Annotated in this window: 20 protein-coding genes; 16 read left to right on the top strand and 4 right to left on the bottom strand. The window is 73.0% G+C overall.

Annotation, left to right across the window (positions count from 1 at the left end):
* Nucleotides 1–4 precede the first annotated feature (4 nt).
* Nucleotides 5–688: a DUF4190 domain-containing protein gene (locus HC251_RS17880; protein ID WP_219941968.1), complete on the top strand. Its 684-nt coding sequence runs from the start codon at nt 5–7 to the stop codon at nt 686–688.
* A gap of 13 nt (nt 689–701) precedes the next feature.
* On the opposite strand, the gene HC251_RS17875 is transcribed toward HC251_RS17880, so the two are convergent.
* The gene (locus HC251_RS17875; protein WP_219941967.1) at nt 702–2,177 is read right to left on the bottom strand and encodes a wax ester/triacylglycerol synthase family O-acyltransferase; all 1,476 of its coding nucleotides are present in this window, start codon (nt 2,175–2,177) and stop codon (nt 702–704) included.
* Nucleotides 2,178–2,287: 110 nt separating this feature from the next.
* On the opposite strand from HC251_RS17875, the gene HC251_RS17870 reads away from it, so the two are divergent.
* The 3 genes from HC251_RS17870 (at nt 2,288) to HC251_RS17860 (ending at nt 4,870) form a co-directional block, all read left to right on the top strand.
* Nucleotides 2,288–3,511, top strand: a complete 1,224-nt coding sequence (locus HC251_RS17870; protein WP_219941966.1) for an acyl-CoA dehydrogenase family protein — start codon at nt 2,288–2,290, stop codon at nt 3,509–3,511.
* A gap of 12 nt (nt 3,512–3,523) precedes the next feature.
* On the top strand, nt 3,524–4,117 hold the full coding sequence (locus HC251_RS17865) for a TetR family transcriptional regulator (protein ID WP_219941965.1): 594 nt from the start codon (nt 3,524–3,526) through the stop codon (nt 4,115–4,117).
* 66 nt (nt 4,118–4,183) lie between these two features.
* On the top strand, nt 4,184–4,870 hold the full coding sequence (locus HC251_RS17860; RefSeq protein ID WP_219941964.1) for a TIGR00266 family protein: 687 nt from the start codon (nt 4,184–4,186) through the stop codon (nt 4,868–4,870).
* Nucleotides 4,871–4,885: 15 nt separating this feature from the next.
* On the opposite strand, the gene HC251_RS17855 is transcribed toward HC251_RS17860, so the two are convergent.
* Nucleotides 4,886–5,701: an aldo/keto reductase gene (locus tag HC251_RS17855; RefSeq protein ID WP_219941963.1), complete on the bottom strand. Its 816-nt coding sequence runs from the start codon at nt 5,699–5,701 to the stop codon at nt 4,886–4,888.
* A 78-nt stretch (nt 5,702–5,779) separates the two neighbouring features.
* Between HC251_RS17855 and HC251_RS17850 the strand changes: the two genes are divergently transcribed.
* Entirely contained in the window at nt 5,780–6,388 is a 609-nt protein-coding gene (locus HC251_RS17850) for a DsbA family protein (protein ID WP_219941962.1), read from the top strand.
* Nucleotides 6,389–6,403: 15 nt separating this feature from the next.
* On the opposite strand, the gene HC251_RS17845 is transcribed toward HC251_RS17850, so the two are convergent.
* On the bottom strand, nt 6,404–7,951 hold the full coding sequence (locus tag HC251_RS17845) for an acyl-CoA synthetase (protein WP_219941961.1): 1,548 nt from the start codon (nt 7,949–7,951) through the stop codon (nt 6,404–6,406).
* Between the two features lie 80 nt (nt 7,952–8,031).
* Between HC251_RS17845 and HC251_RS17840 the strand changes: the two genes are divergently transcribed.
* The 11 genes from HC251_RS17840 (at nt 8,032) to HC251_RS17790 (ending at nt 19,683) form a co-directional block, all read left to right on the top strand.
* Nucleotides 8,032–8,838 (top strand): SH3 domain-containing protein, encoded by an 807-nt coding sequence (locus HC251_RS17840; RefSeq protein ID WP_219941960.1) that lies wholly within the window; start codon nt 8,032–8,034, stop codon nt 8,836–8,838.
* Nucleotides 8,839–8,885: 47 nt separating this feature from the next.
* Entirely contained in the window at nt 8,886–10,235 is a 1,350-nt protein-coding gene (locus HC251_RS17835) for a lipase family protein (protein ID WP_219941959.1), read from the top strand.
* Nucleotides 10,236–10,274: 39 nt separating this feature from the next.
* A complete protein-coding gene (ppk2, locus tag HC251_RS17830; RefSeq protein WP_255566468.1) occupies nt 10,275–11,093 on the top strand; it encodes a polyphosphate kinase 2 in 819 nt (272 codons plus the stop codon).
* 63 nt (nt 11,094–11,156) lie between these two features.
* Entirely contained in the window at nt 11,157–12,248 is a 1,092-nt protein-coding gene (locus HC251_RS17825; RefSeq protein WP_219941957.1) for a DUF4214 domain-containing protein, read from the top strand.
* 188 nt (nt 12,249–12,436) lie between these two features.
* Nucleotides 12,437–12,907, top strand: coding sequence for a Zn-ribbon domain-containing OB-fold protein (locus tag HC251_RS17820; protein ID WP_255566467.1), 471 nt, complete (start codon nt 12,437–12,439; stop codon nt 12,905–12,907).
* A complete protein-coding gene (locus HC251_RS17815; RefSeq protein WP_219941955.1) occupies nt 12,907–13,521 on the top strand; it encodes a Zn-ribbon domain-containing OB-fold protein in 615 nt (204 codons plus the stop codon). Before HC251_RS17820 ends, HC251_RS17815 begins: the two co-directional genes overlap by 1 nt.
* Nucleotides 13,521–14,579: a thiolase domain-containing protein gene (locus tag HC251_RS17810; RefSeq protein ID WP_219941954.1), complete on the top strand. Its 1,059-nt coding sequence runs from the start codon at nt 13,521–13,523 to the stop codon at nt 14,577–14,579. Before HC251_RS17815 ends, HC251_RS17810 begins: the two co-directional genes overlap by 1 nt.
* The gene (locus HC251_RS17805) at nt 14,579–15,748 is read left to right on the top strand and encodes a thiolase domain-containing protein (protein WP_219941953.1); all 1,170 of its coding nucleotides are present in this window, start codon (nt 14,579–14,581) and stop codon (nt 15,746–15,748) included. The genes HC251_RS17810 and HC251_RS17805 overlap by 1 nt, the downstream gene beginning before the upstream one ends.
* A gap of 61 nt (nt 15,749–15,809) precedes the next feature.
* Nucleotides 15,810–16,586, top strand: a complete 777-nt coding sequence (locus HC251_RS17800) for an SDR family NAD(P)-dependent oxidoreductase (protein WP_219941952.1) — start codon at nt 15,810–15,812, stop codon at nt 16,584–16,586.
* A 128-nt stretch (nt 16,587–16,714) separates the two neighbouring features.
* Nucleotides 16,715–17,230, top strand: coding sequence for an RNA polymerase sigma factor (locus tag HC251_RS17795; RefSeq protein WP_219941951.1), 516 nt, complete (start codon nt 16,715–16,717; stop codon nt 17,228–17,230).
* Entirely contained in the window at nt 17,227–19,683 is a 2,457-nt protein-coding gene (locus HC251_RS17790; RefSeq protein WP_219941950.1) for a beta-propeller domain-containing protein, read from the top strand. Before HC251_RS17795 ends, HC251_RS17790 begins: the two co-directional genes overlap by 4 nt.
* On the opposite strand, the gene HC251_RS17785 is transcribed toward HC251_RS17790, so the two are convergent.
* Entirely contained in the window at nt 19,680–20,783 is a 1,104-nt protein-coding gene (locus HC251_RS17785) for a Rieske 2Fe-2S domain-containing protein (RefSeq protein ID WP_219941949.1), read from the bottom strand. The genes HC251_RS17790 and HC251_RS17785 overlap by 4 nt on opposite strands.
* Nucleotides 20,784–20,827 lie beyond the last annotated feature (44 nt).

The following is a 20,827-nucleotide window of genomic DNA, read 5'->3' as shown; positions in this document are numbered from 1 at the left end:
GGCGATGGCGCACTGCATGCTCTGCTCCTCGTCGGTGGGGGCCACCGACGTCGTGTGCCCGCACTGCGGCGGGGCGGTGGAGGACGACGCCGGCGACCCGCGGTGGGCGTCCGCCGATCCCACGCAGGTGCAAGGCGTCGACCTGACCAAGGTCGACGGCGCCGTCGGGCCCGGTCCCGTCGGGGCGGGCGACGCCGCCGGCGGGTCGGTCTGGATCTCCCCGCCCCCGCTCGGCCCGGATCCGATGCCGTGGAGCGGCCCGTCACCGGCATCCTGGCCGCCGGCCTCCGAGCCCCCCGGGTCCGGTCCACCACCGGGGTACGGGTACGAACCACCCTCCGGGTACGGGCCGCCGCCGGGGTACGGGCCGCCCCCGGGGTACGGCGTCCCCCCGGGCTACGGCCCGGCACCGGGGTGGTACCCGCCGCCGCCCCCGCCCATGGAGGGGATGGCCCTGGGGTCGTTCCTCACGTCGCTCATCGGGCTGGTGCTGGGCTTCAGCTTCCTCCTGCCGATCCTCGCCTGCCCCGTCGGGGCGGTCCTGGGCCACATCGCCCTGCGGCGCATCGCCGAGCGGGGCACGAACGGCCGGGGGCTGGCCCTGGCCGGCGTGATCATCGGCTGGGTGGGGACCGCCATCGTGGCGCTCGCGGTGGCGGTGGTCGTCGCCGTGGTCGCCGCCGGCTGAGCTCGGCCGGCGGTCAGGACGCGGAGCGCGCCCGGGCCGGGCCTGCCTTCTTCGTCCGCTTCGCCGGCGTGCGGGCCGGTGGGGCCGGGCGGGCGAGCCCGGCCGCCGTCACCAGCTCGTCGAGGGCGGGCTCGACGGCCTCGGCCATGGTCCACACGTCGGGCACCAGCTCCTTGTCCACCATGAAGCCGATGTCGACCGACTCCTGGTAGCTGAACACGGTGATGTTGAGGCCGCAGCCCTCCATCACCGGGCCCATCGGGTAGGCGGCCACCGCCTCGGCCCCGGCGAAGTACAGCGGGAAGGGCGGGCCGGGCACGTTCGAGACGATCAGGTTGTGCACCGGGCGGTGCACGTTGGCCAGGTTCATGCCCGAGTAGAGCCGCGACGCCAGGTTGAAGACGTTGGGGCCGGCGAACTCGGCCCAGTCCTGCAACATGGTGGCACCGACCGCGTTGTGCTCCTCCTTGGCGCCGCGGGTCGTGGTGCGGATCGCGTCCAACCGCTCGATCGGATCGTCGAGCTGGGTGGCGAGCGAGGTGAAAAGGGCCGACACCTTGTTCGACCCGGCGGTGTCGGACTCGGCGCGGACCGACACCGGGCAGACGGCCACGAGGGGCTCCTCGGGCAGGGCGTCGTGCTCGGCGAGGTAGCGGCGGAGGGTGCCGGCGCACAGGGCCAGGACCACGTCGTTGACGGTGCACCCGAGGGCCGTCTTGAGGTCCTTCACCGTGGCCAGCGGGACCCGGGCGAAGCCGACGTCGCGCCGGCCGGAGGTGGGCCCGTTCCACGGGACGCGGGGTGCGGTGAGCGGGGCCGCCCCGACCAGGCCCTCGGGGTCGCGCCGGGCTCTGACCACGCGCGACACGCTGCGGGCCGTCTCGTTGAGCAGCCCGCCCAGGCCCATGGTCCGCCGCACCTTCGAGGTGATGGCGTGGCCGATCAGCTCGACCTCGTTGGGGATCCGCTCCGACGGCAGCTCGGGCGGAGGACCCGTCACCACCGCGTCCTTCGGGTCCAGGTCGAAGAGGTGGACCATCAGCTCGGCGCCGCTGGCCCCGTCGATGGCGCAGTGGTGGACCTTGGACACCACGGCGATGCGGCCCTGCTTGAGCCCCTCGATGACCCACATCGCCCACAGCGGCCGGGAGCGGTCGAGCGGCACGCTGGCGATCTGGGCCGCCATCTCGCCCAGCTCCCGACGCCCGCCGGGCGCCGGCGCCCCCATGCGGCGGATGTGGTAGTCGATGTCGAAGTGGGGGTCCTCGACCCACACCGGGTGGTGGAGGTTGAGGGGCACCGACACCAGGCGACGGCGGAACGGGGCGATGCGGTCCGTCCGCGACGCGATGAAGTCCTTGATGGCCTCGAAGGAGTACCCGTCGGGCATGGTCGCCGGGTCGAGCACCATCGTCATGGCCACGTGCATGTGGTGCGTCGGGGTCTCGAGGTACAAGAAGGCGGCGTCCAGCCCGGTCAGTCGCTCCATGAGCTCACCCTCGTCCCTCGTGCGTCGGCGTCGCCCGGCAGCCTCCCACGGAACGGTCGACGGGGCGCCGGGCGGTCATCAGAACGAGAACCTGTTCTAATCTCATCGGGGTGGACTTCGACGACACCCCCCGGGAGGCCTCCTTCCGCGCCGCCGCCCGGGCGTGGCTCGACGCCCACGCCCCGGCCAAGGGGAGCGCCGAGGACTTCTCCGGCGGCTACCTCGAGGGGACGGCGGACGCGGCGACGCACGTCGCCCGGGCCAAGGCCTGGCAGCGCACCCTGTTCGAGCACGGCTGGGCCGGGAACACGTGGCCGACCGAGTACGGGGGGCGGGGCGAGGGCTCGCTCGAGTCGTCGATCTGGAACCAGGAGATGGCCCGCTACGGCGTGACCGTCGGGCCCTTCGCCGTCGGCATCGGCATGGCCGGGCCCACGATCCTGCGCCACGGGACCGACGCCCAGAAGGAGCGCTTCCTCCGCCCCATGCTCCGGGGCGACGAGATGTGGTGCCAGCTGTTCAGCGAGCCCGAGGCCGGCAGCGACCTGGCCGCCCTCCGCACCCGTGCCGTGCGCGACGGCGACCAGTGGGTCGTCGACGGGCAGAAGGTGTGGACGTCGTCGGCCGACCACGCCGACTGGGGGATCCTGCTGGCCCGCACCGACCCCGACGCCACCAAGCGCAGGGGCATCACCTACTTCCTCGTGGACATGCGGTCGCCGGGGATCGAGATCCGGCCCCTGCGCCAGATGACGGGGTCCAGCCACTTCAGCGAGGTCTTCCTCGACGGTGTCCGCATCCCCTGCGACGGCGTGCTGGGCGAGGTCCACGGCGGTTGGGCGGTGACGGCGACGACCCTCGCCAACGAGCGGGGGCTCATCGCCGGGGGCAACAAGGCCTCCGACGCCGCCGCCCTCTGCGCCCTGGCCACCGAGATGGGGCGGGGTGACGACCCGGTGCTCCGCCAGGCGCTGGTCGACTGCTGGATCCGGCAGCGGATCCAGACCTACCACGGCTATCGGCTCCAGACGGCGCTCAGCCAGGGCCCCCAGCCGGGTGCCGAGACGTCGATCATGAAGCTCTTCGCCGCCGAGTACCTCCGCCGCCTGGGCGGGGCCGCCCTCGCCCTGCTCGGTCCCGACGGGATGCGGGACGGCGGGGGCCCGGGAGGTGGCGCCTGGCAGGCCCGGTTCCTGCACGCGCCGGCCATCGGCATCGCCGGCGGCTCGAACGAGGTCCAGCGGAACATCATCGGCGAGCGGGTCCTGGGCCTGCCGCGCGAGGCGGCCGTCGACGACGTGCCCTTCCGCGAGCTGGTGGGCGGCCGGCGGTAGGTTCGGAGGATCGTGAGCGCAGCCACCGACACCAGCAGCCTCACCGTCGCCCAGGCGGCGCGTCGCGAGCGGGTGATCCGCGCCGCCCTCGACCTGGCCGCCGAGGGGGGCTACGACGCCGTGCAGATGCGCGACGTGGCGGCCCGCTCCGAGGTCGCCCTGGGGACGATCTACCGCTACTTCTCCTCCAAGGACCACCTGCTGGCCGCCTCGTTGGTCACCTGGACCAACGACCTCGAGCGCCGCATCGCCCGGCGTCCCCCCAAGGGGGCCACCCCGGCCGAGCGGGTCGGCGACGTTCTCCGGCGGGCCACCGAGGCCATGGAGCGCCAGCCCAAGCTCACCGAGGCGGTCATCTTGGCCATCTCCTCGCCCGACCAGGGCGCGGCGTCGTGCCAGGGCGAGGTGGCCGGCTCGTTCGCCCGGGTCATGGACCGGGCCATGCCCGAGGACCTCGACCCCGAGGTGCGGGCCGAGGTCGCCCGGGTCCTCAACTTCGTCTGGTACGGCGCCCTGCTGGGCTGGGTCAACGGCTGGGCGGGCACCACCGACGTGAGCACCGAGATCACCAACGCCAGCCGCCTCCTGCTCGACCAGTTCAGCTGACACGGATGGTGCCAGGCACCATCCGTGCGGCACCTGTCGCCGTCCGGACCGGCCAAGATGGCGACCATGGACGTCCAGCTCCGCCATCAGCCCAGCTTCGCCATCGCTCGCTGCCTCCTCGCCCCCAACGAGCCGCTGCGGGCCGAGTCCGGGGCCATGATGGCCATGGCCGCCGACACCCACCTCGAGGCCAAGGCCCAGGGCGGGGTGATGAAGTCGCTCAAGCGGGCCGCCCTCGGCGGTGAGTCGTTCTTCATCACGACCCTCACCGCCGGGCCCGGCGGCGGCTGGGTCGACCTGGCCGCCAACCTCCCCGGCGACCTCGCCGTCATCCCGATGGACGGCGTCAACCCGTGGCTGCTCTCGAAGGGCGCCTTCCTCGGGTCGGACACCAACGTCACCGTCGACACCCAGTTCACCGGCATGAAGATGTTCGCCGGCGGCGAGGGCGCCTTCCTCCTCCAGGCGGGGGGCCAGGGCTCGCTGGTCATCTCGGCCTTCGGGGCCATCGACCGCATCGCCCTCGAGGCCGGTCAGACCGTCGTCGTCGACTCGGGCCACTTCGTCGCCGCCCACGCCAACATCCAGTACCAGCTGCGCCGCGCCGCCCAGGGCAGCTTCATCCAGTCGGCCAAGACGGGCGAGGGGTTCGTCTTCGAGTTCACCGGCCCCGGCGAGGTCCTCATGCAGAGCCGCAACCCGGCCGGGCTGATCAGCTACCTGTCGTCGAACGGTCTCGGCAGCCGGGCCTAGCGCCGGGCGGCGGGACTACCGGGCCCAGTCGGGAGCCCAGGGAGGGTCGACCTGGCGGCGGCCGCGGTCGAGGGCGGCGAGCACGTCACGGTCGCCCTGGGTGAGCTCGACGTCGAGGGCACCGAGGTTCTCCTCGATGCGCTCCCGGGCCGTGGCCTTGGGGATGACCGACACGTGGTCGCCCTCGTCGAGGACCCAGCGCAGCAGCACCTGGGCCGGGGTCGCCCCCCGCTCCTCGGCGATGGCGACCACCGCGGCGTCGGTGAGCAGGTCGCCGCGAGCCAGGGGGGAGTACGCGGTGAAGAGGATGCCGTGCTCGGCGGTGAGGGCGAGCAGCTCGGGCTGGGCCAGGTAGGCGTGGTGCTCGACCTGGTCGGTGAAGATCGGGGCGGCGTCGAGCGCCCGGCGGAGCAGGTCGGGCGGGAAGTTGCTGACGCCGATGTGACGGGCCGCGCCGGCCTCGGCCAGCTCGACGAAGGCGGCCAGGTTGGTCTCCAGCTGGTCGAGCCTGAGCGGCCAGTGCATCAAGAGCAGGTCGACGTGGTCGGTCTGCAGCTTCGAGAGGCTCTCGTAGGTCGAGCTCTTGATCGCCTCGGGCGTCAGGTTGTCGTTCCACACCTTGGTCGTGAGGAAGATCTCGTCCCGGTCGATGCCGGAGGCGGTGATGGCCTCGCCCACGGCCGCCTCGTTGCCGTAGGCCTGGGCGGTGTCGATGTGGCGGTAGCCCAGCTCGAGGGCGGCGGTGACCCCGGGGAAGGTGTCGTCGCCGACCAGCTCCCAGGTGCCGAAGCCGATGGCGGGGACGTCGGTGCCCTGGATGGTGCGCAGCATCCGGCATGCCTATCGGGGTGGAACGGGCTCCCCAACTCGGTAGACCGACGGCACCCGTCACCCCCCTGGAGGGCCCCCATGGCTGATCGCGACCGCGTCGACTTCTGGTTCGACCCCCTGTGCCCGTGGTGCTGGATCACCTCGCGCTGGATCCTCGAGGTGGAGGAGGTGCGGGACATCGACGCCACCTTCCACGTGATGAGCCTCGCCGTGCTGAACGAGGGCCGCGACCTGCCCGAGCACTACCAGGAGCTGATGGAGAAGGGCTGGGGCCCGGTTCGCGTGGCGATCGCCGTCGAGCGCGACCACGGCCAGGAGGGCCTGGCGGCGTACTACACCGCCGTCGGCACCCGGATCCACGACCGGGGCGAGGAGGACCTGCCGGCGATCGTCAAGGCCGGTCTCGAGGACGCCGGGCTCCCCGCCTCGCTGTTCGACGTCTACGACTCCGACGAGCTCGACGACGCCCTGCGCAAGAGCCACCACGAGGGCATGGACGCCGTCGGCGACGACGTCGGGACGCCGACGATCCACGTCAACGGCGTCGCCTTCTTCGGCCCGGTGCTCAGCCGCATCCCCCGCGGCGAGGACGCCGGCAAGGTGTGGGACGGCGCCGTCCTCCTCGCCGGCTACCCCCACTTCTTCGAGCTGAAGCGCACCCGCCACGAGGACCCCCAGTTCGACTGACGTCGGGGGTGGGGGTCAGATCTGGGACTGCTGGTCGGCCCAGTAGGGGTCGCGGAGGCGGCGCTTGATCAGCTTCCCGTTGGGCTCGCGCGGCAGGGCGTCGACGAAGTCGACCGACCTGGGCAGCTTGAACTTGGCCATGCGGGTGGCGGCCCACTCGAGGATCTCGGCCTCGACCTCGGGGGTGCCCTCGACGCCCTGCGGCGTCTCGACGACGGCCTTGATCTCCTCGCCCCAGTCGGGGTGGGGGATGCCGAACACGGCGACGTCCTGGACCTTGGGGTGGTTGATCAGCTCGCCCTCGATCTCGGCCGGGTAGATGTTCACCCCGCCGGAGATGATCATGTCGCTCTTGCGGTCGCGGAGGTACAGGTAGCCGTCGGCGTCGAGCTCGCCCAGGTCGCCGACCGTGAAGAAGCTCCCGATGCGGTTGGCCTCGGTCTTGGCCGAGTCGCCCTTGTACTCGAAGTCGGCCATGAGCTGCATGTAGACGGTGCCGATCTGGCCGGGGCCGAGCTGGTTGGCCTCGTCGTCGTAGATGCGGATCTCGCTGCCGGGCCACGCCGTGCCGACCGAGCCGGGTCGCTCCATCCACTCCTTGGCCGAGATGAGCGTGCCGCCGCCCTCGGTGGCGGCGTAGTACTCCTGGATCGTGTCCCCCCACCACTCGATCATCCGCCGCTTGATCTCGTGGGGGCACGGCGCCGCGCCGTGGACCATGTTCCGCAGCGACGACACGTCGTAGGAGGCCCGGGTCTCCTCGGGGAGGTCGAGCAGGCGCACGAACTGGGTCGGCACCATGTGCGAGTAGGTCACCCGGTGGCGGTCGATCAGGCGCAGCGTCTCCTCGGCCGACCACTTGTCCATGAGCACCACGGTGTGGCCGAGGGCGAGGGCGTTGCCCGTCCACATCAGCACGGCCGTGTGGTAGAGCGGCGAGACGGTGAGGTGCACGTGGCCGTCGTGGGGCCCGATGCCGAACAGGTTGGGCAGGTAGGCCATCAGCTCGGACATGTCGCTGGGGTCGATGCCGGCGAGCGGGCGCTTCACGCCCTTCGGCCGCCCGGTGGTGCCCGACGTGTAGTGCATCGCCGCCCCCGTGGTGCGCCCCTCGGGGGCGGTGGTCGGCTCGCCGTCGAACAGCTCTGCGTAGGGCCGGAACCCGTCGATCGACCCGACGGCGAAGCGGGCGTCAGCGGGGAAGCCGGCCTCGTCGACCGCCTTGGTGACGACGGCGGCGAAGCGCTCGTGGGCCACGAAGGCCTTGGCGTCGCTGTCGTCGAGGATGTACGCCACCTCCGGGCCCACCAGGTGGAAGTTGATCGGCGTGATGCGCACGCCGATCTGGAGGGCGGCGAGGAACAGCTCGATGAGCTCGATCGAGTTGGGCAGGAGCACGGCGAGGGTGTCGCCCTCGCCCAGGCCGAGCCCCCGCAGGGCGTGGGCGGCCTGGTTGCAGCGGGCCAGCAGGTCCCCGGCGCGGTGCTCGCCGCCCGCCGGGTCCACGACCGCCAGCCAGTCGCCGTCCGCCTCCGCCAGCCTCCAGAACCCGAGATCTCCCATGCCCCGAGCCTAGGCGGAAAACGAGAACACGTTCTAGGCGCGGACCGCAGGGCCCGGGCTCGGCTCCTACGGTGGACACCATGCGTCGCCCCCTCGCCCTGACCGTCGCCGTCGCCGTGGTGCTCGTGCTCGGGGCGGCCGGGTGCGGCGACGACGGCGGCGACGAGGACGAGACGACCGCATCGTCGACCACCGAGGCCGGCGGCGCGTCGTCGTCCGCGACCGACACCACCACCGCCGCCGACGGCTCGACGACCACGACCGCCGCCGACGGAACCTCGTCGACTCCGTCGGTCCCCGACGAGGACCTGCCCGGCGAGCCCATCGACATCTACCCCTACGAGGGCGCCGTCCTCGCCGTGGTGGGCGTCGAGGCCGACGACACCCTGAACGTCCGCGCCGGGCCCGGCACCTCCTTCGACGTCGTCGTCGAGCTCGGCCCGCTGGCCGCCGACGCCACCGCCACGGGACGGAACCGGACGCTCGAGGACGACTCGCTGTGGGTCGAGCTCGAGGCCGAGGGCACCACCGGCTGGGTCAACGGCCAGTACGTGGCCCAGCTGGGCGGCACCACCGACGTCACGTCCGAGGTCGGCCAGGGCATCGCCGGCGAGACGATGCTCGCCATCGGGGAGGCCGTCGCCGCCGCCCGGGCGCCGGCCGGGGAGGGGCCGCAGCCGACGGTCACCGTCGTCGACGGTCCCACCGTCGGCGACCTCGGCGAGATCACCGTCGACGTGCTCGGCCTGGCCGACGACTCCCTCCGGGGCGAGCGGCTGCACGTCTTCGCCACCCCCGACCCCAGCGGCGAGGGCTTCGGACTGAAGACCGTCGAGGCCACCGCCCTGTGCGCCCGCGGCGTCACCGACGACGGCCTGTGCACGTGACGGCCACGTCGTAGGCTCGCTGCCGGCGGACGATCGGGGGAGGCACGGTGCGAGGACGACGACGAGCGACGGCGGTCGCCCTGGCCCTTGTCTGCGGGCTCCTCGCCCCCGGCGCGGTGGCGGCCCAGGACCCGGGGTTCCCGGCCCCGCCGGTCGGTCTCCTGCCGGTGCCCGACCCGCTTCCATCGGGACCGCCCGGGTCGGTCATCGACTCCGCCCCGTTCCCCGTCGCCACCTACGCCTTCGCCGTCGACGGCCATCAGCTGCTCTACCGCTCGACGGACCGCTTCGGCGGCTCCATCGCCGTGTCCGGCGCGCTCCTGGTGCCGACCGGCGTGCCCGCCCCCGCCGGCGGACGCCCGGTGGTGGCGGTGCCCCACGGGACGGTGGGGATCAGCGACGGCTGCGCACCGTCGGTGTCCGTCCAGTCCGACGGCTCCATCGTCTACGACGACGTCTCGGCCCTGCTGGCCGGGGGCGCCATCGTGGTGGCGACCGACTACGCCGGCCTGGGGACCCCGGGCGTGCACCCCTACCTCGATGGCATCAGCGCCGGCCGGGCGGTGCTGGACTCGATCCGGGCCGCCCGCGCCTTCGGGGGCACCGGCCCGGCGGCCGTGAGCGGCATGTCCCAGGGTGGCCACGCCACGCTCTACGCCGGGTCGGAGCACGCCGCCGGGTACGCCCCCGACGTCGACCTGCGCGGCATCGCCCCCGTCGCCGCCCCCACCCTGCTCAGCGCCATCTACGCCGCGCGCGACGCCCTGCCCAGCGCCCGCGCCTACCTGGGGATCGGCCTGACCGGCATCGTGGCCGCCCGCCCCGACCTCGACCGCACCCAGCTGCTCACGCCGGAGGGGGAGGCGGCCTACGAGGACTTCGCCGCCCGGGACTCCGACCCCGACCGCTGCGCCTACAGCGCCTTCGACGGCGGCGACATCGAGGACTTCGTCGCCGCCGACCCGCTGACGCTGCCGGCGTGGCGCGACGCCCTCGTCGCCAACGAGCCCGGGTCCGACCCGATCGACGTCCCCGTCCTGATGGTCGCCAGCGAGGGCGACGGCACCGTCGCCCGGTTCCTCACCGAGACCATCTGCGCTGGCCTCACCGACCTCGGCACCGACCTGCGGGTGTGGATGTACGACGACGAGGGGCACGTCGAGGTGAGCGACGAGTCGGCGCCCGACCGGGCCACCTGGCTGCTGGGCGTGCTGGCCGGCGCCCCGCCCGCACGCGAGGTGGACTGGATCGGGGAGGCCCCCGAGGTCTTCGACTCCTGTGAGCCCGCCGTCGTCCCTCCCGGCATCGATCCCGACGTCGACACCCCGATCCCGCCGGTGAGCGGCCCGGCGCCGCCCGCCGTCCCGGTCGGCGCCGTCGCCCGGTTCACGGGCTGAGGCCGCGCCGTGCTCGGCGACGGTGGTAGGACGGGGCCCGTGACCAAGGTCCTCGGCCCCGACGCCTACAAGGAGGACGGGAGCCTGAAGAAGGCGGCCTACGAGGAGGAGCTGGGCCGGCTCCAGGTCGAGCTGGTGAAGCTCCAGGAGTGGGTGCGGGCCGAGGGGCACCGGGTCGTCGTCTTGTTCGAGGGCCGCGACGCCGCCGGCAAGGGCGGCGTGATCACCCGGATCACCGAGGTCACGAACCCGCGCCTCGTGCGCGTCGTCGCCCTCGGCACCCCGAGCGACCGCGAGCGGACGCAGTGGTACTTCCAGCGCTACGTCGAGCAGCTGCCGGCGGCGGGGGAGATCGTGCTGTTCGACCGCTCCTGGTACAACCGGGCCGGTGTCGAGCGGGTGATGGGCTTCGCCGACGAGAACGAGGTCGAGGAGTTCCTCCGCGCCGCCCCGTTGTTCGAGGACATGCTCCAGCGGGACGGCATCCAGCTGGTGAAATACTGGTTCTCGGTCAGCGACGACGAGCAGGAGCGGCGGTTCCAGAAGCGGCTGACGACGCCGACCAAGCGCTGGAAGCTGTCGCCGATGGACATCGAGTCCCGCAACCGGTGGCAGGACTACTCCCGGGCCAAGGACCTGATGTTCGCCCGCACCGACACCGACGGCAGCCCGTGGTGGGTCGTCGACGCCGACGACAAGCGCCTGGCCCGCCTGAACTGCATCAGCCACCTGCTCTCGCTGGTCCCCTACGAGGACCTGACCCCGCCGCCCCTGGAGCTGCCGCCCCGGCCGCCGCAGAAGGGGTCCCACATCCGCCCCCCGAAGACCTCCCAGCGCTTCATCCCCGCCCTCTACTGACGAACGGCTCGAGGAGCATGCGGCACCCTCTCAAGCCGGGACGCCGAGCGCCGATGGCGGAGGATGACGGAGCGATGGCGGCGCGTCCTGGCCCTGGGTGCGATCGCGGCGGCTCTGTCGCTGCCCACCGGCGGTGCGCCAGCGGCGGCGCAGGCCCGCCCGACCCTGGTGGCGTCGCCGACGACGCAGCTCCACGAGGGCAGTGACGTCCACCTGTCCACCGAGGGCTGGCCCGAGGGCGTCCCGGGAAGCGAGCAGCCGCTGCTGGTGACCACCTGCCGGGAGGTGGCGGAGCCCGACCTGGAGCGGGACTGCGTCGTGGGCCCGTCGAGGACGGACGTGCCGGTCTGGTCGGAGTTCGAGGCCGCCAGCCAGCACATCCATTCGAACGTGGACACCACGCGCGTCCACCGGTACCTGCCCCTGCCGACGGGCCTCCACGACTGCCGCACGTCGCCCTGCACCCTGTCCCTGGTCTACGAGGGCCTGATGAGCGATCGGGTGCCGCTCTCGTTCGGGTCCGAGTGGGAGCCGTGGGGCTCGCCCGACCAGTTCGTCGACGAGGTGCTGGCGCCGCTGCCGCGGCGACCGGTGGGCCCGGCCGAGCACGACGACCTCGTGGCCGAGCTCGTCGCCGGGGAGACTCCCAACCGGGAGATGGTGCTGCGCATGGTGCGCGAGCCGCAGGTCGACGCATCGGTGGGCGAGGCGACCCGGCAGTACGTCGCCTTCTTCGGCCGCCCGCCCGACACGGGGGGGCTCCGGTACTGGGCCGACCGGCTCCAGGGTGGGCTCGCCGGCGACCGCATGGCCCGCCTCTTCGGCGCATCGGCCGAAGCCCGGGCGACCTACGCGGGGATGACACCGGACCAGATCGTCGACCACCTCTACGCCACCGCCCTCGAGCGCCCGGCCGAGCCCGACGGACGGGCCTACTGGATCGGCCGGCTGCGATCCGGGCTGCCGCTGTGGAAGCTGGTGTGGCACGTGGCCCGGTCGTCCGAGCACCGGGCCCTCTGGGCTGACGAGGCCCTCGCCACCGCCCTGCGGCTGGGCTGGCAGGGCGTGGGACCGCACGACACTGCCTGGGTCATGGGCGGGGAGATGTACGCATGGGTCAGCCTCTTCGACGGGGACGGTCCACCGGGTCTGTGACGACGTCATCGGGGCACGCCATCGAAGCCGTCGCGGCATCGGGCCTGGTGCTTGCCCGCCGAACGAGAACGTGTTCTAGTCTCCGGCCGTGGCCCCACCGACGGAACCCTCTGAGGTGCTCACCTGGAGCGCCAGCGACCCAGCAAGCACAGCGCCCTCCCTCCGAGGCGCCAGCCGAGGAGAGCTCAGTGCCTGACCAGGTCAATGCTGCCGAGGTCCTGTCGGCTCCGCTGGTCATCGAGTACCCGTTCAAGCGGACGACGGGGCCCGTCGTCGGCGCCTTCCTCACCGGCCTGCGCGAGCAGGTGCTGGTGGGCTCGAAGGCCGCCGACGGACGGGTCATCGTGCCGCCCGCCGAGTTCGACCCGGTGACGGGCGAGGACCTGACCGAGCTGGTCGAGGTCGGGCCCGGCGGCACCGTGCAGACGGCGGCGTGGGTGACGGCGCCGCACGACAAGCACCCGCTCGACGAGCCCTTCGCCTGGGCCCTGATCACCCTCGACGGGGCCGACACCCCGATGCTCCACGCCGTCGCCGCCAGCGGCCCCGACGCCGTCGGTCCGGGGACCCGCGTGGTGCCCCGGTGGGCCGACGAGCGCGAGGGCCACATCACCGACATCGCCTGCTTCGAGGTCTCGTCCGGGGAGGGGAGCGCCTGATGCCGCCCGAGGTCAGCCTCCCCGAGTCCCTCCGCGACGTCGAACCGGTCAAGAGCGTCCGCACGCCGGCCCAGCTCGACTACGAGTTCACCGCCGGCGACGCCACCACCCGCTTCCTCCGGGGCCTCACCCAGAAGAAGATCATCGGCCAGCGGGCGAACGCCGACAGCCGGGTCTACGTGCCGCCCCGCGGCGCCGACCCCGAGCTGGGCCAGGCCACGCCGATCGAGGTCGAGGTGGCCCAGGTCGGCACCGTCACCTCGTTCTGCGTCGTGAACGTCCAGTTCTACGGCTCGGTGATGGAGATCCCCTACGTCAGCGCCCTGATCCTCCTGGACGGCGCCGACCTCTCGATCATGCACCTCATCCAGGAGGTGCCGGCCGACGAGGTCCACATCGGCATGCGGGTCGAGGCGGTGTGGCGCGACGACGCCGACATCGAGCCGACGCTCGAGTCGATCAAGTGGTTCAAGCCCAACGGCGAGCCCGACGACACCTCGGTCCGGATCCCGGGCGAGGACCACGGCACCGGCCTGGGGTCCTGGGTCGGAGGCGTGGCCCCCACCGAGGCCCTCGTCCGCAACCCCCGCACCGGCCAAGGAGGTCGGGCCTGATGCGCGACATCGCCGTCATCAGCTTCGCCCAGACGCCCGCCAGACGGCGGGTGGCCGAGCTCAACGAGGTCGAGATGCTCATGCCCGCGGTGCACACCGCGCTGGGCCAGGTCGACATGACCATCGACGACATCGGGTTCACCTGCTCGGGCTCGACCGACTACCTCGCCGGCGTGGGCTTCAGCTTCGTGTCGACGCTCGACTCGGTCGGCCCCTGGCCCCCGATCCAGGAGAGCCACGTCGAGATGGACGGGGCCTTCGCCCTCTACGAGGCCTGGGTGAAGCTCCAGCTCGGGGAGCTCGACACCGCCCTCGTCTACTGCTACTCGAAGTCGTCGCCGGGCGACCTGCCCATGGTGCTGACCCGTCAGCTCGACCCGATCCTCACCGGCCCGCTCTGGCCCGACGCGGTGAGCCTGGCGGCGCTCCAGGCCCAGGCCTGGCTCGATGCCGGGAAGGGCACCGAGGACGACATGGCCGAGGTCGCCGTCCGCAGCCGCAAGGCGGCCCTCGACAACCCCAACGCCCAGCTGGCGTGGGACCGGCCCGCAGCCGACCACCTGGCTGACGGCTACCACATCGCCCCGCTGCGGAAGGGCGACTGCCCGCCGATCACCGATGGCGCCGCCGCCATCGTGCTCGCCGCCGGCGACGTCGCCCGGGAGAAGGTCGAGCGCCCGGCCTGGATCCGGGGCATCGACCACCGCATCGAGCCGATCCACCTCGGGCTGCGCGACCTCACCGTCAGCGCGTCGACCCGCATCGCGGCCGACAAGGCCGGGGTCGCCGACGGCCCGGTCGACGTGGCCGAGCTCCACGCCCCGTTCACCCACCAGGAGCTGATCCTGCGGGAGGCCCTCGGCCTGGGCGACGACGTGAGCGTCAACCCGTCGGGAGGGGCGCTCGCCGCCAACGTGATGATGGCCGCCGGCCTCATCCGCATCGGCGAGGTCGCCACCCGCATCTCGGCGGGGGACGCCCAGCGCGGCGTCGCCCACGCCACCAGCGGGCCCTGCCTGCAGCAGAACCTGGTCACGGTCCTGGAAGGGGACGCCTGATGGGCAAGGACAGGGTCGCCGTCGTCGGCATCGGCCAGACCAAGCACCAGGCCACGCGGGGCGACGTCTCCATGGCCGGGCTCGTGCGGGAGGCCGCCTCGCGGGCCCTCGACGACGCCCAGATGACGTGGGCCGACGTCGACGCCGTCGTGATCGGCAAGGCGCCCGACTTCTTCGAGGGGGTGATGATGCCGGAGCTGTTCCTGGCCGACGCCCTCGGCGCCACCGGCAAGCCGCTCTTCCGGGTCCACACCGCCGGCTCGGTCGGCGGCTCGACCGCGATCGTGGCCAGCCAGCTCATCGAGGCCGGCATCCACGAGCGGGTCCTCACCGTCGCCTTCGAGAAGCAGTCCGAGAGCGAGGCCATGTGGGCCCTCTCGCTGCCGATCCCGTTCACCCCGCCGCTGCACGCCGGCGCCGGCGGCTACTTCGCCCCTCACGTGCGCAGCTACATCCGCCGCTCGGGCTCACCCGACCACATCGGGATGCTCGTGGCCCTGAAGGACCGCCAGAACGGGCTCAAGAACCCCTACGCCCACCTGCACGAGCACGACATCACCTTCGACTCCATCAAGGAGTCGATGATGCTGTGGGACCCGATCCGCTACGCCGAGACGTGCCCGTCGAGCGACGGTGCCTGCGCCCTGGTGCTGGGCTCGGAGAAGGTGGCCGAGGCGGCGGCCGCCGAGGGGCGCCAGCCGGCGTGGATCAAGGGCACGGCCATGCGGTCCGAGCCGACCCTGTCGGCCGAGCGCGACACGGTCCTGCCGCTGGGCGGCGCCCTCTGCGCGGCCGACGTCTACAAGCAGGCGGGCATCACCGACCCCCGCAAGGACGTCGACTGCGTCGAGATGTACGTCCCGTTCAGCTGGTTCGAGCCCATGTGGCTCGAGAACCTCGGCTTCGCCGAGCCCGGCGACGGCTGGAAGATGACCGAGGAGGGCGCCACCGCCCTCGACGGCGACCTGCCGGTCAACATGTCCGGCGGCGTGCTCTGCACCAACCCCATCGGGGCGTCGGGCATGCTCCGCTTCGCCGAGGCGGCCATGCAGGTCCGGGGCACCGCCGGCGACCACCAGGTCGAGGGGGCCCGCACCGCCGTGGGCCACGCCTACGGCGGCGGCTCGCAGTTCTTCGCCATGTGGGTCGTCGGCGCCGACAAGCCGTAGGTGGTCGGAGTGGGTCAGACCCACTCCGACCAGCTGCACCTGATCCAGGAGGAAGCACCCAGTGGGACGACTCGACGGGAAGATCGCCATCATCACGGGCGCGGCGCGGGGGCAGGGCGAGGCCGAGGCCCGCCTGTTCGCGGCCGAGGGGGCCAGGGTCGTGGTGGCCGACGTCCTGGCCGACGAGGCCGCCGCGGTGGCGGCCGACCTCGGCGACGCGGCCCGGGCCGCGACCCTCGACGTCACCGACGAGGACGCCTGGAAGCAGGTCGTGGCCGAGACCGAGGAGGCGTGGGGACCGATCACGACGCTGGTGAACAACGCCGGCATCCTCGACTTCAACGCCATCGACAAGTACGACGCGGCCCGGTTCCGGACCGTCCTCGACGTGAACGTCATGGGCTGCTTCCTCGGCATCAAGTCCGTCGTGCCCTCGATGAAGAAGAGCGGCAACGGGTCGATCGTCAACATCTCGTCCAACGGCGGGATGGAGGGGCTGCCGTTCCTGGCCGCGTACTCCACCAGCAAGTGGGCCATCCGGGGGCTCAGCCGTTCGGCCGCCATCGAGCTGGGCCGCCGTGGCATCCGGGTCAACACGGTCCACCCCGGTGGCATCGACACGCCCATGACCCGCTTCGGCGGCGACGTGAGCAACGAGGACGCCGCCTTCTACCAGAACCTCCCGATCAAGAGGGTGGGCACGGTCGACGACGTGGCCCCGGTGGTCCTGTTCCTCTGCTCCGACGAGGCCGGCTACGTGACCGGCGCCGAGTACGTCGTCGACGGCGGCCACCTCGCCGGCGACGCCACCGTGCTCACGCAGATCCCGGGGTCCTGACGCACCCGGTGCGCACCTGACGCACCGCCCGTCCACCGGGCGCCTACCGTCGTCCCCGACGCCGACCGCCGCGGCGAGCGCGACCTCCGACGGGTCTCGTGCGTGTGTGCGGCGGAGGACGGGTGCGCATGGTCGACTTCGCCCATCTCGTGGAGAGCGAGAGCCGGGGCCTGGTCGCGGCCGTGTACGCCATCGTCGGCGACCGGCACCGGTCCGAGGAGATCGTCCAGGACGCCTTCGAGCGGTGCTACCGGCGCTGGCGCCGGGTGTCGCGGCTCGATCGTCCCGGGGCGTGGGTCCGCCGGGTGGCGATCAACGCCGCCATCTCCTCGGCCCGGCGCTCCTCGAACGAGCGGCGGGCCGTCCAACGGCTCGGCGCCCTCGTCGACCGGGACGGAGCCGTGGTCGGCGACCCGCTGGGCGCGCTCGACGACGAGGACGTCTGGGCCGCCGTCCGGGCTCTGCCCGACGACCAGGCCGCCGCCATCGCCCTGCGCTACGGCGCCGACGTGGGCATCGACGAGATCGCGGCGACGCTGCAGCTCTCCGTGCCGGCGGTGAAGTCGCTCCTGCACCGGGGGCGCGCCGCCCTGCGGAGCGCGCCCGCCCTCCAGCCGTACGCGGAAGGACAGAGCGCACCATGAACGACCACCCCCAGCCCGAGGACCCGAACGACGATCTCGGTGACGCCCCGGTCGGCGACCAGGAGGACGCGGCCCTCGCCGCTGCCGGGGCCCGCCTCCGCCAGCGGGTCGCTCCCGTCACGCCGTCCGGCGTCGAGCGGGCGATCCAGCGTCGCCGGCTCCGCCGGATGGGCGGCGTGGCCGCCGTCGCGGTGGTCGTCGCCCTGCTGGGCGGGGTGCTAATCGGCGTGCAGGCCGCCGACGACGGCGACGGCGACGGTGGTGGGCCGGCCGGCGCCCCCGGCGGGGAGGACGTCGACCGCCTGGTCGCCGCGCTCGACGACGAGCCCGTCGACCCCACCGAGGTGCAGTTGGTCAGCTCGGTGTCGACCTTCCCCGACTGCGACGCCCTGATCACCGACCTCCGCCGGGTCGGGGCCGAGCACGTCGGCAGCCGGGGGTTCGGGGCCTTCGGCGGTGGCTTCGGCGCCGTCGGGATGGAGCTCCAGGAGCGGCAGGCCTCCACGGAGGGGTTCGACGACGCCGCCGCGCCGGCCGACGGCGCGGGAACCGCGGGCGGCGAGACGCTGGGGACCAACGTGCAGGTCACCGGGGTCGACGAGCTCGACCTGGTGAAGGCGGAGGGGGACCTGATCTACGACCTCGACGGGCGCGGGAACCTCCGCATCACCGAGGCCACGACCCTCGAGGTGCTCGCGTCCCTCGACGTCACCCCCGGGCCGGCGGGCGAGGACGACCCCCCGGCCCAGGTGAGCGAGCTGCTGGTCGCCGACGGGAAGGTCGCCGTCTTCGGCTCCGAGGTCGAGGTGTCCGAGCCCGTGGAGGGCGATCCCTCGGCCACCCGGGCGTCGGTCGACTTCCTGACGGTGACCTTCGTCGACGCGACCGACCCGGCGGCGCCGACCGTCACCGACCGCGTCCGGGTCGAGGGCCGGCTGGTGGCGGCCCGGCTCGTCGACGGGGAGATCCGGCTGGTGACCACGTCGGACCTGGCCGACCTCGGGTTCGTGATGCCGACCACACCGCCGTCGGTGGCGACCGCGCTCGACCAGAACCGCCGCATCGTGGCCGGGTCGAGCGCCGACGACTGGATCCCCGAGTGGCAGCGGGACGGCGAGGACGGCCAGCGCCTGGTTCCCTGCGAGCGGGTCCACGTGCCCGACACCTTCTCGGGCGTGGCCATGACCTCGATGGTGACCTTCCCGCTCGGCACCGGCCGGTTCGCGCCCACCGGCACGTCGATCCTGGCGCCCGGCCGGACCCTCTACGCCGGGCTCGACCGGGTGGCGATCAGCTCCGAGGTGTGGGTCGACCCGATCGACCGGGAGACCCTCACCTTCGACGACTGGCAGACCGCCGTCCACGAGTTCAGCTTCACCGACGAGGAGCCGCCGTCCTACGACGGGTCGGGCATTGTCGACGGGTCCACGGTCGGGCAGTTCGCCTTCGGCGAGATCGGCGACTCGCTGGCCGTGGTGACCACCGAGGGCACGCCCTGGCAGCAGCAGCCCGACGCCGTCGTCGACCTGACGGTCCTGACCCCGGACGGGGAGGGTGCCCTCGACGTGGCCTCCCAGGTCGAGGACCTGGCCGAGGGGGACGGCGCCGTCGCCGCGGTGCGCTTCGTCGAGGGCCGGGTGCTGGTCTCGGCCGGCTTCTTCGGCCGGACCGTCTCGGTCATCGACGTCACCGACCCCGCCGCACCCCGCCGGGCGGGGGCCGTCACCGTCCCGGGCGACGTCGGCTACTTCCACCCGCTGCCGGAGGGGCGCGCCCTCATGGTCGGCGCCCGCAGCGACGAGGTCGGTGAGGGCGACGATCGCCAGACCCGGAGCTGGGTCGTGGCCCAGCTGCTCGACGTGAGCGACCCCGACGCGCCGGCCATCGTCGGCAGCTGGGAGCGACCCTGGTCGACCGACAGCGTCCGAGCGGACCACCACGCCTTCACCTACTGGCCCGATCGCGGGCTGGCGCTGTGGGGGGTGCACGACGCCCGGTGGTCGGCCGAGCGGGGGCCGAACCACGCCGTGGTGCTCGACGTCGGCGGGGGCGTGACCGAGGTGGCCGTGCCCGCGGCGAGCGAGCCCCCCGAGGAGCCGCCGCCGTGCCCCGCGGTCGAGGTCACCGACCCCGAGGCGCGCGCCGCGCTGGGGCCCGGCGGGGTCGCCCTGCGCTGCGACGACCCCGACCGCCGGACCGTCGAGTGGCCCCGCTACGGGTGCTTCCGCGTCGACGCCTCGCTCGTCGCCCGGTTCGCCCCCGGCGAGGAGTTCAACGGCTCGATCTTCGCCTGCTCACCCGCCCCGGCCCCGACGGTGGCGCGGGTGCTGGTGGTGTCGGGGACACCGATGCTCCTCACCGACCAGACCCTCGAGCGCCTCGACCCGACCACGTTCGCGTCGACCGCCGTCGCCTACCACCCGAGCTCCGGGGTGGGCCTCGGCGAGGGCTAGGTCAGCTGCTGGGCGACGGCGCCGGCCTCGGCCTCGGCCACCCTCTTGTCGGCCTTGGCGCCGTGCTTGGCCGAGGCGGTGGCCTTGGCCGGCGTCTCGTCCATCTTGTCGGGCCAGTGGGGCGGCGGGTACAGGTTCGGGTCGACCGCCGTGTCCGGCTCCACCTCGGCGTAGAACTGCTGGTACCACTTGCGGAAGGTCATGAACGGCCCGTCGGTGTCGGCCAGCGCCGGGCGGGCGATGTGGGCCTTGTGCTCCCACACCGGCATGTCCTCCATGAACTGCCGGTCGACCTCGCGCACGAAGGCCTGGGCCACGTTCGAGTTGGTCTCGGCATCGCCGAGGGACCGGGTGTAGAAGTCGAACCGGGTGATGCAGCTGCCGGCGTCGATCGGCGTCGTGGAGCTGACGGCGAGGGTGTCGATGATCCCGGAGAAGCGGACGATCGAGACCCCCGGCCCGTAGCCCAGCGACTCGATCGTGCCCTCCACGACGCCGCGGGGCGTCGGGAACTTCTGGAGCGACCTCATCTCGGCCACCGGGCCCTCGGTGACGTAGGCGGTGATCTCGGGGACCTCGGCCACGTTGTGGACGTAGCGGAAGTGGGCCGAGTCGACGGCGTTCTCGCCCAGCTCCTGGGCGTGGGCCAGCACGGTGTGCTCGGTGCGGATCGGGCCCCAGAACTCACCGCTCTCGAGCTCGGGCAACGGCGGGATGTCCCACAGCGGGCCGACCTCGGGGTCGGGGTGGAACCACACCAGCGACTTCCCGTTCACCTCGAGGGTGGGGTAGGTCCGGATCCGGGCCCGCTTGTTGGTGCGGGTGGAGTAGGGGATGTCGACGTTGGTGCCCTCGCCGTCGAACTCCCAGCCGTGGAACGGGCACTGGATGCGGCACCCGTCGACGGTGCCCCCGTGGCCGAGGTGGGCGCCGAGGTGCGGGCAGAAGGCGTCCATGACGTGGAGGACCTCGTCCTCGTCGCGCCAGGCGACGAGGTGGCGGTCGAAGTAGTAGAGCGCCTTGCTGGCCTTCGCCGGCACGTCCTCGGGCAGGCCGACCTGGAACCAGCCGAAGGGGATGGGGAAGGGGTAGCGGCTCATGCGGGGGGACTCCGACGGGCGAAAACGAGAACGCGTTCTACCCT

The organism is Iamia sp. SCSIO 61187, assembly GCF_019443745.1.
GTDB lineage: Bacteria > Actinomycetota > Acidimicrobiia > Acidimicrobiales > Iamiaceae > Iamia.
Note: the sequence above shows the minus strand (reverse complement) of the source record. Positions and strands in the feature narration are given on the sequence as shown.

Coding starts and splice junctions, on each gene's coding strand:
- HC251_RS17860 (WP_219941964.1), top strand. CDS start 4,184: ATGGACGTCCAGCTCCGCCATCAGCCCAGCTTCGCCATCGCTCGCTGC.
- HC251_RS17790 (WP_219941950.1), top strand. CDS start 17,227: ATGAACGACCACCCCCAGCCCGAGGACCCGAACGACGATCTCGGTGAC.
- HC251_RS17855 (WP_219941963.1), bottom strand. CDS start 5,701: ATGCTGCGCACCATCCAGGGCACCGACGTCCCCGCCATCGGCTTCGGC.
- HC251_RS17850 (WP_219941962.1), top strand. CDS start 5,780: ATGGCTGATCGCGACCGCGTCGACTTCTGGTTCGACCCCCTGTGCCCG.
- HC251_RS17845 (WP_219941961.1), bottom strand. CDS start 7,951: ATGGGAGATCTCGGGTTCTGGAGGCTGGCGGAGGCGGACGGCGACTGG.
- HC251_RS17880 (WP_219941968.1), top strand. CDS start 5: ATGGCGCACTGCATGCTCTGCTCCTCGTCGGTGGGGGCCACCGACGTC.
- HC251_RS17785 (WP_219941949.1), bottom strand. CDS start 20,783: ATGAGCCGCTACCCCTTCCCCATCCCCTTCGGCTGGTTCCAGGTCGGC.
- HC251_RS17825 (WP_219941957.1), top strand. CDS start 11,157: ATGACGGAGCGATGGCGGCGCGTCCTGGCCCTGGGTGCGATCGCGGCG.
- HC251_RS17795 (WP_219941951.1), top strand. CDS start 16,715: ATGGTCGACTTCGCCCATCTCGTGGAGAGCGAGAGCCGGGGCCTGGTC.
- HC251_RS17875 (WP_219941967.1), bottom strand. CDS start 2,177: ATGGAGCGACTGACCGGGCTGGACGCCGCCTTCTTGTACCTCGAGACC.
- HC251_RS17805 (WP_219941953.1), top strand. CDS start 14,579: ATGGGCAAGGACAGGGTCGCCGTCGTCGGCATCGGCCAGACCAAGCAC.
- HC251_RS17840 (WP_219941960.1), top strand. CDS start 8,032: ATGCGTCGCCCCCTCGCCCTGACCGTCGCCGTCGCCGTGGTGCTCGTG.
- HC251_RS17815 (WP_219941955.1), top strand. CDS start 12,907: ATGCCGCCCGAGGTCAGCCTCCCCGAGTCCCTCCGCGACGTCGAACCG.
- HC251_RS17810 (WP_219941954.1), top strand. CDS start 13,521: ATGCGCGACATCGCCGTCATCAGCTTCGCCCAGACGCCCGCCAGACGG.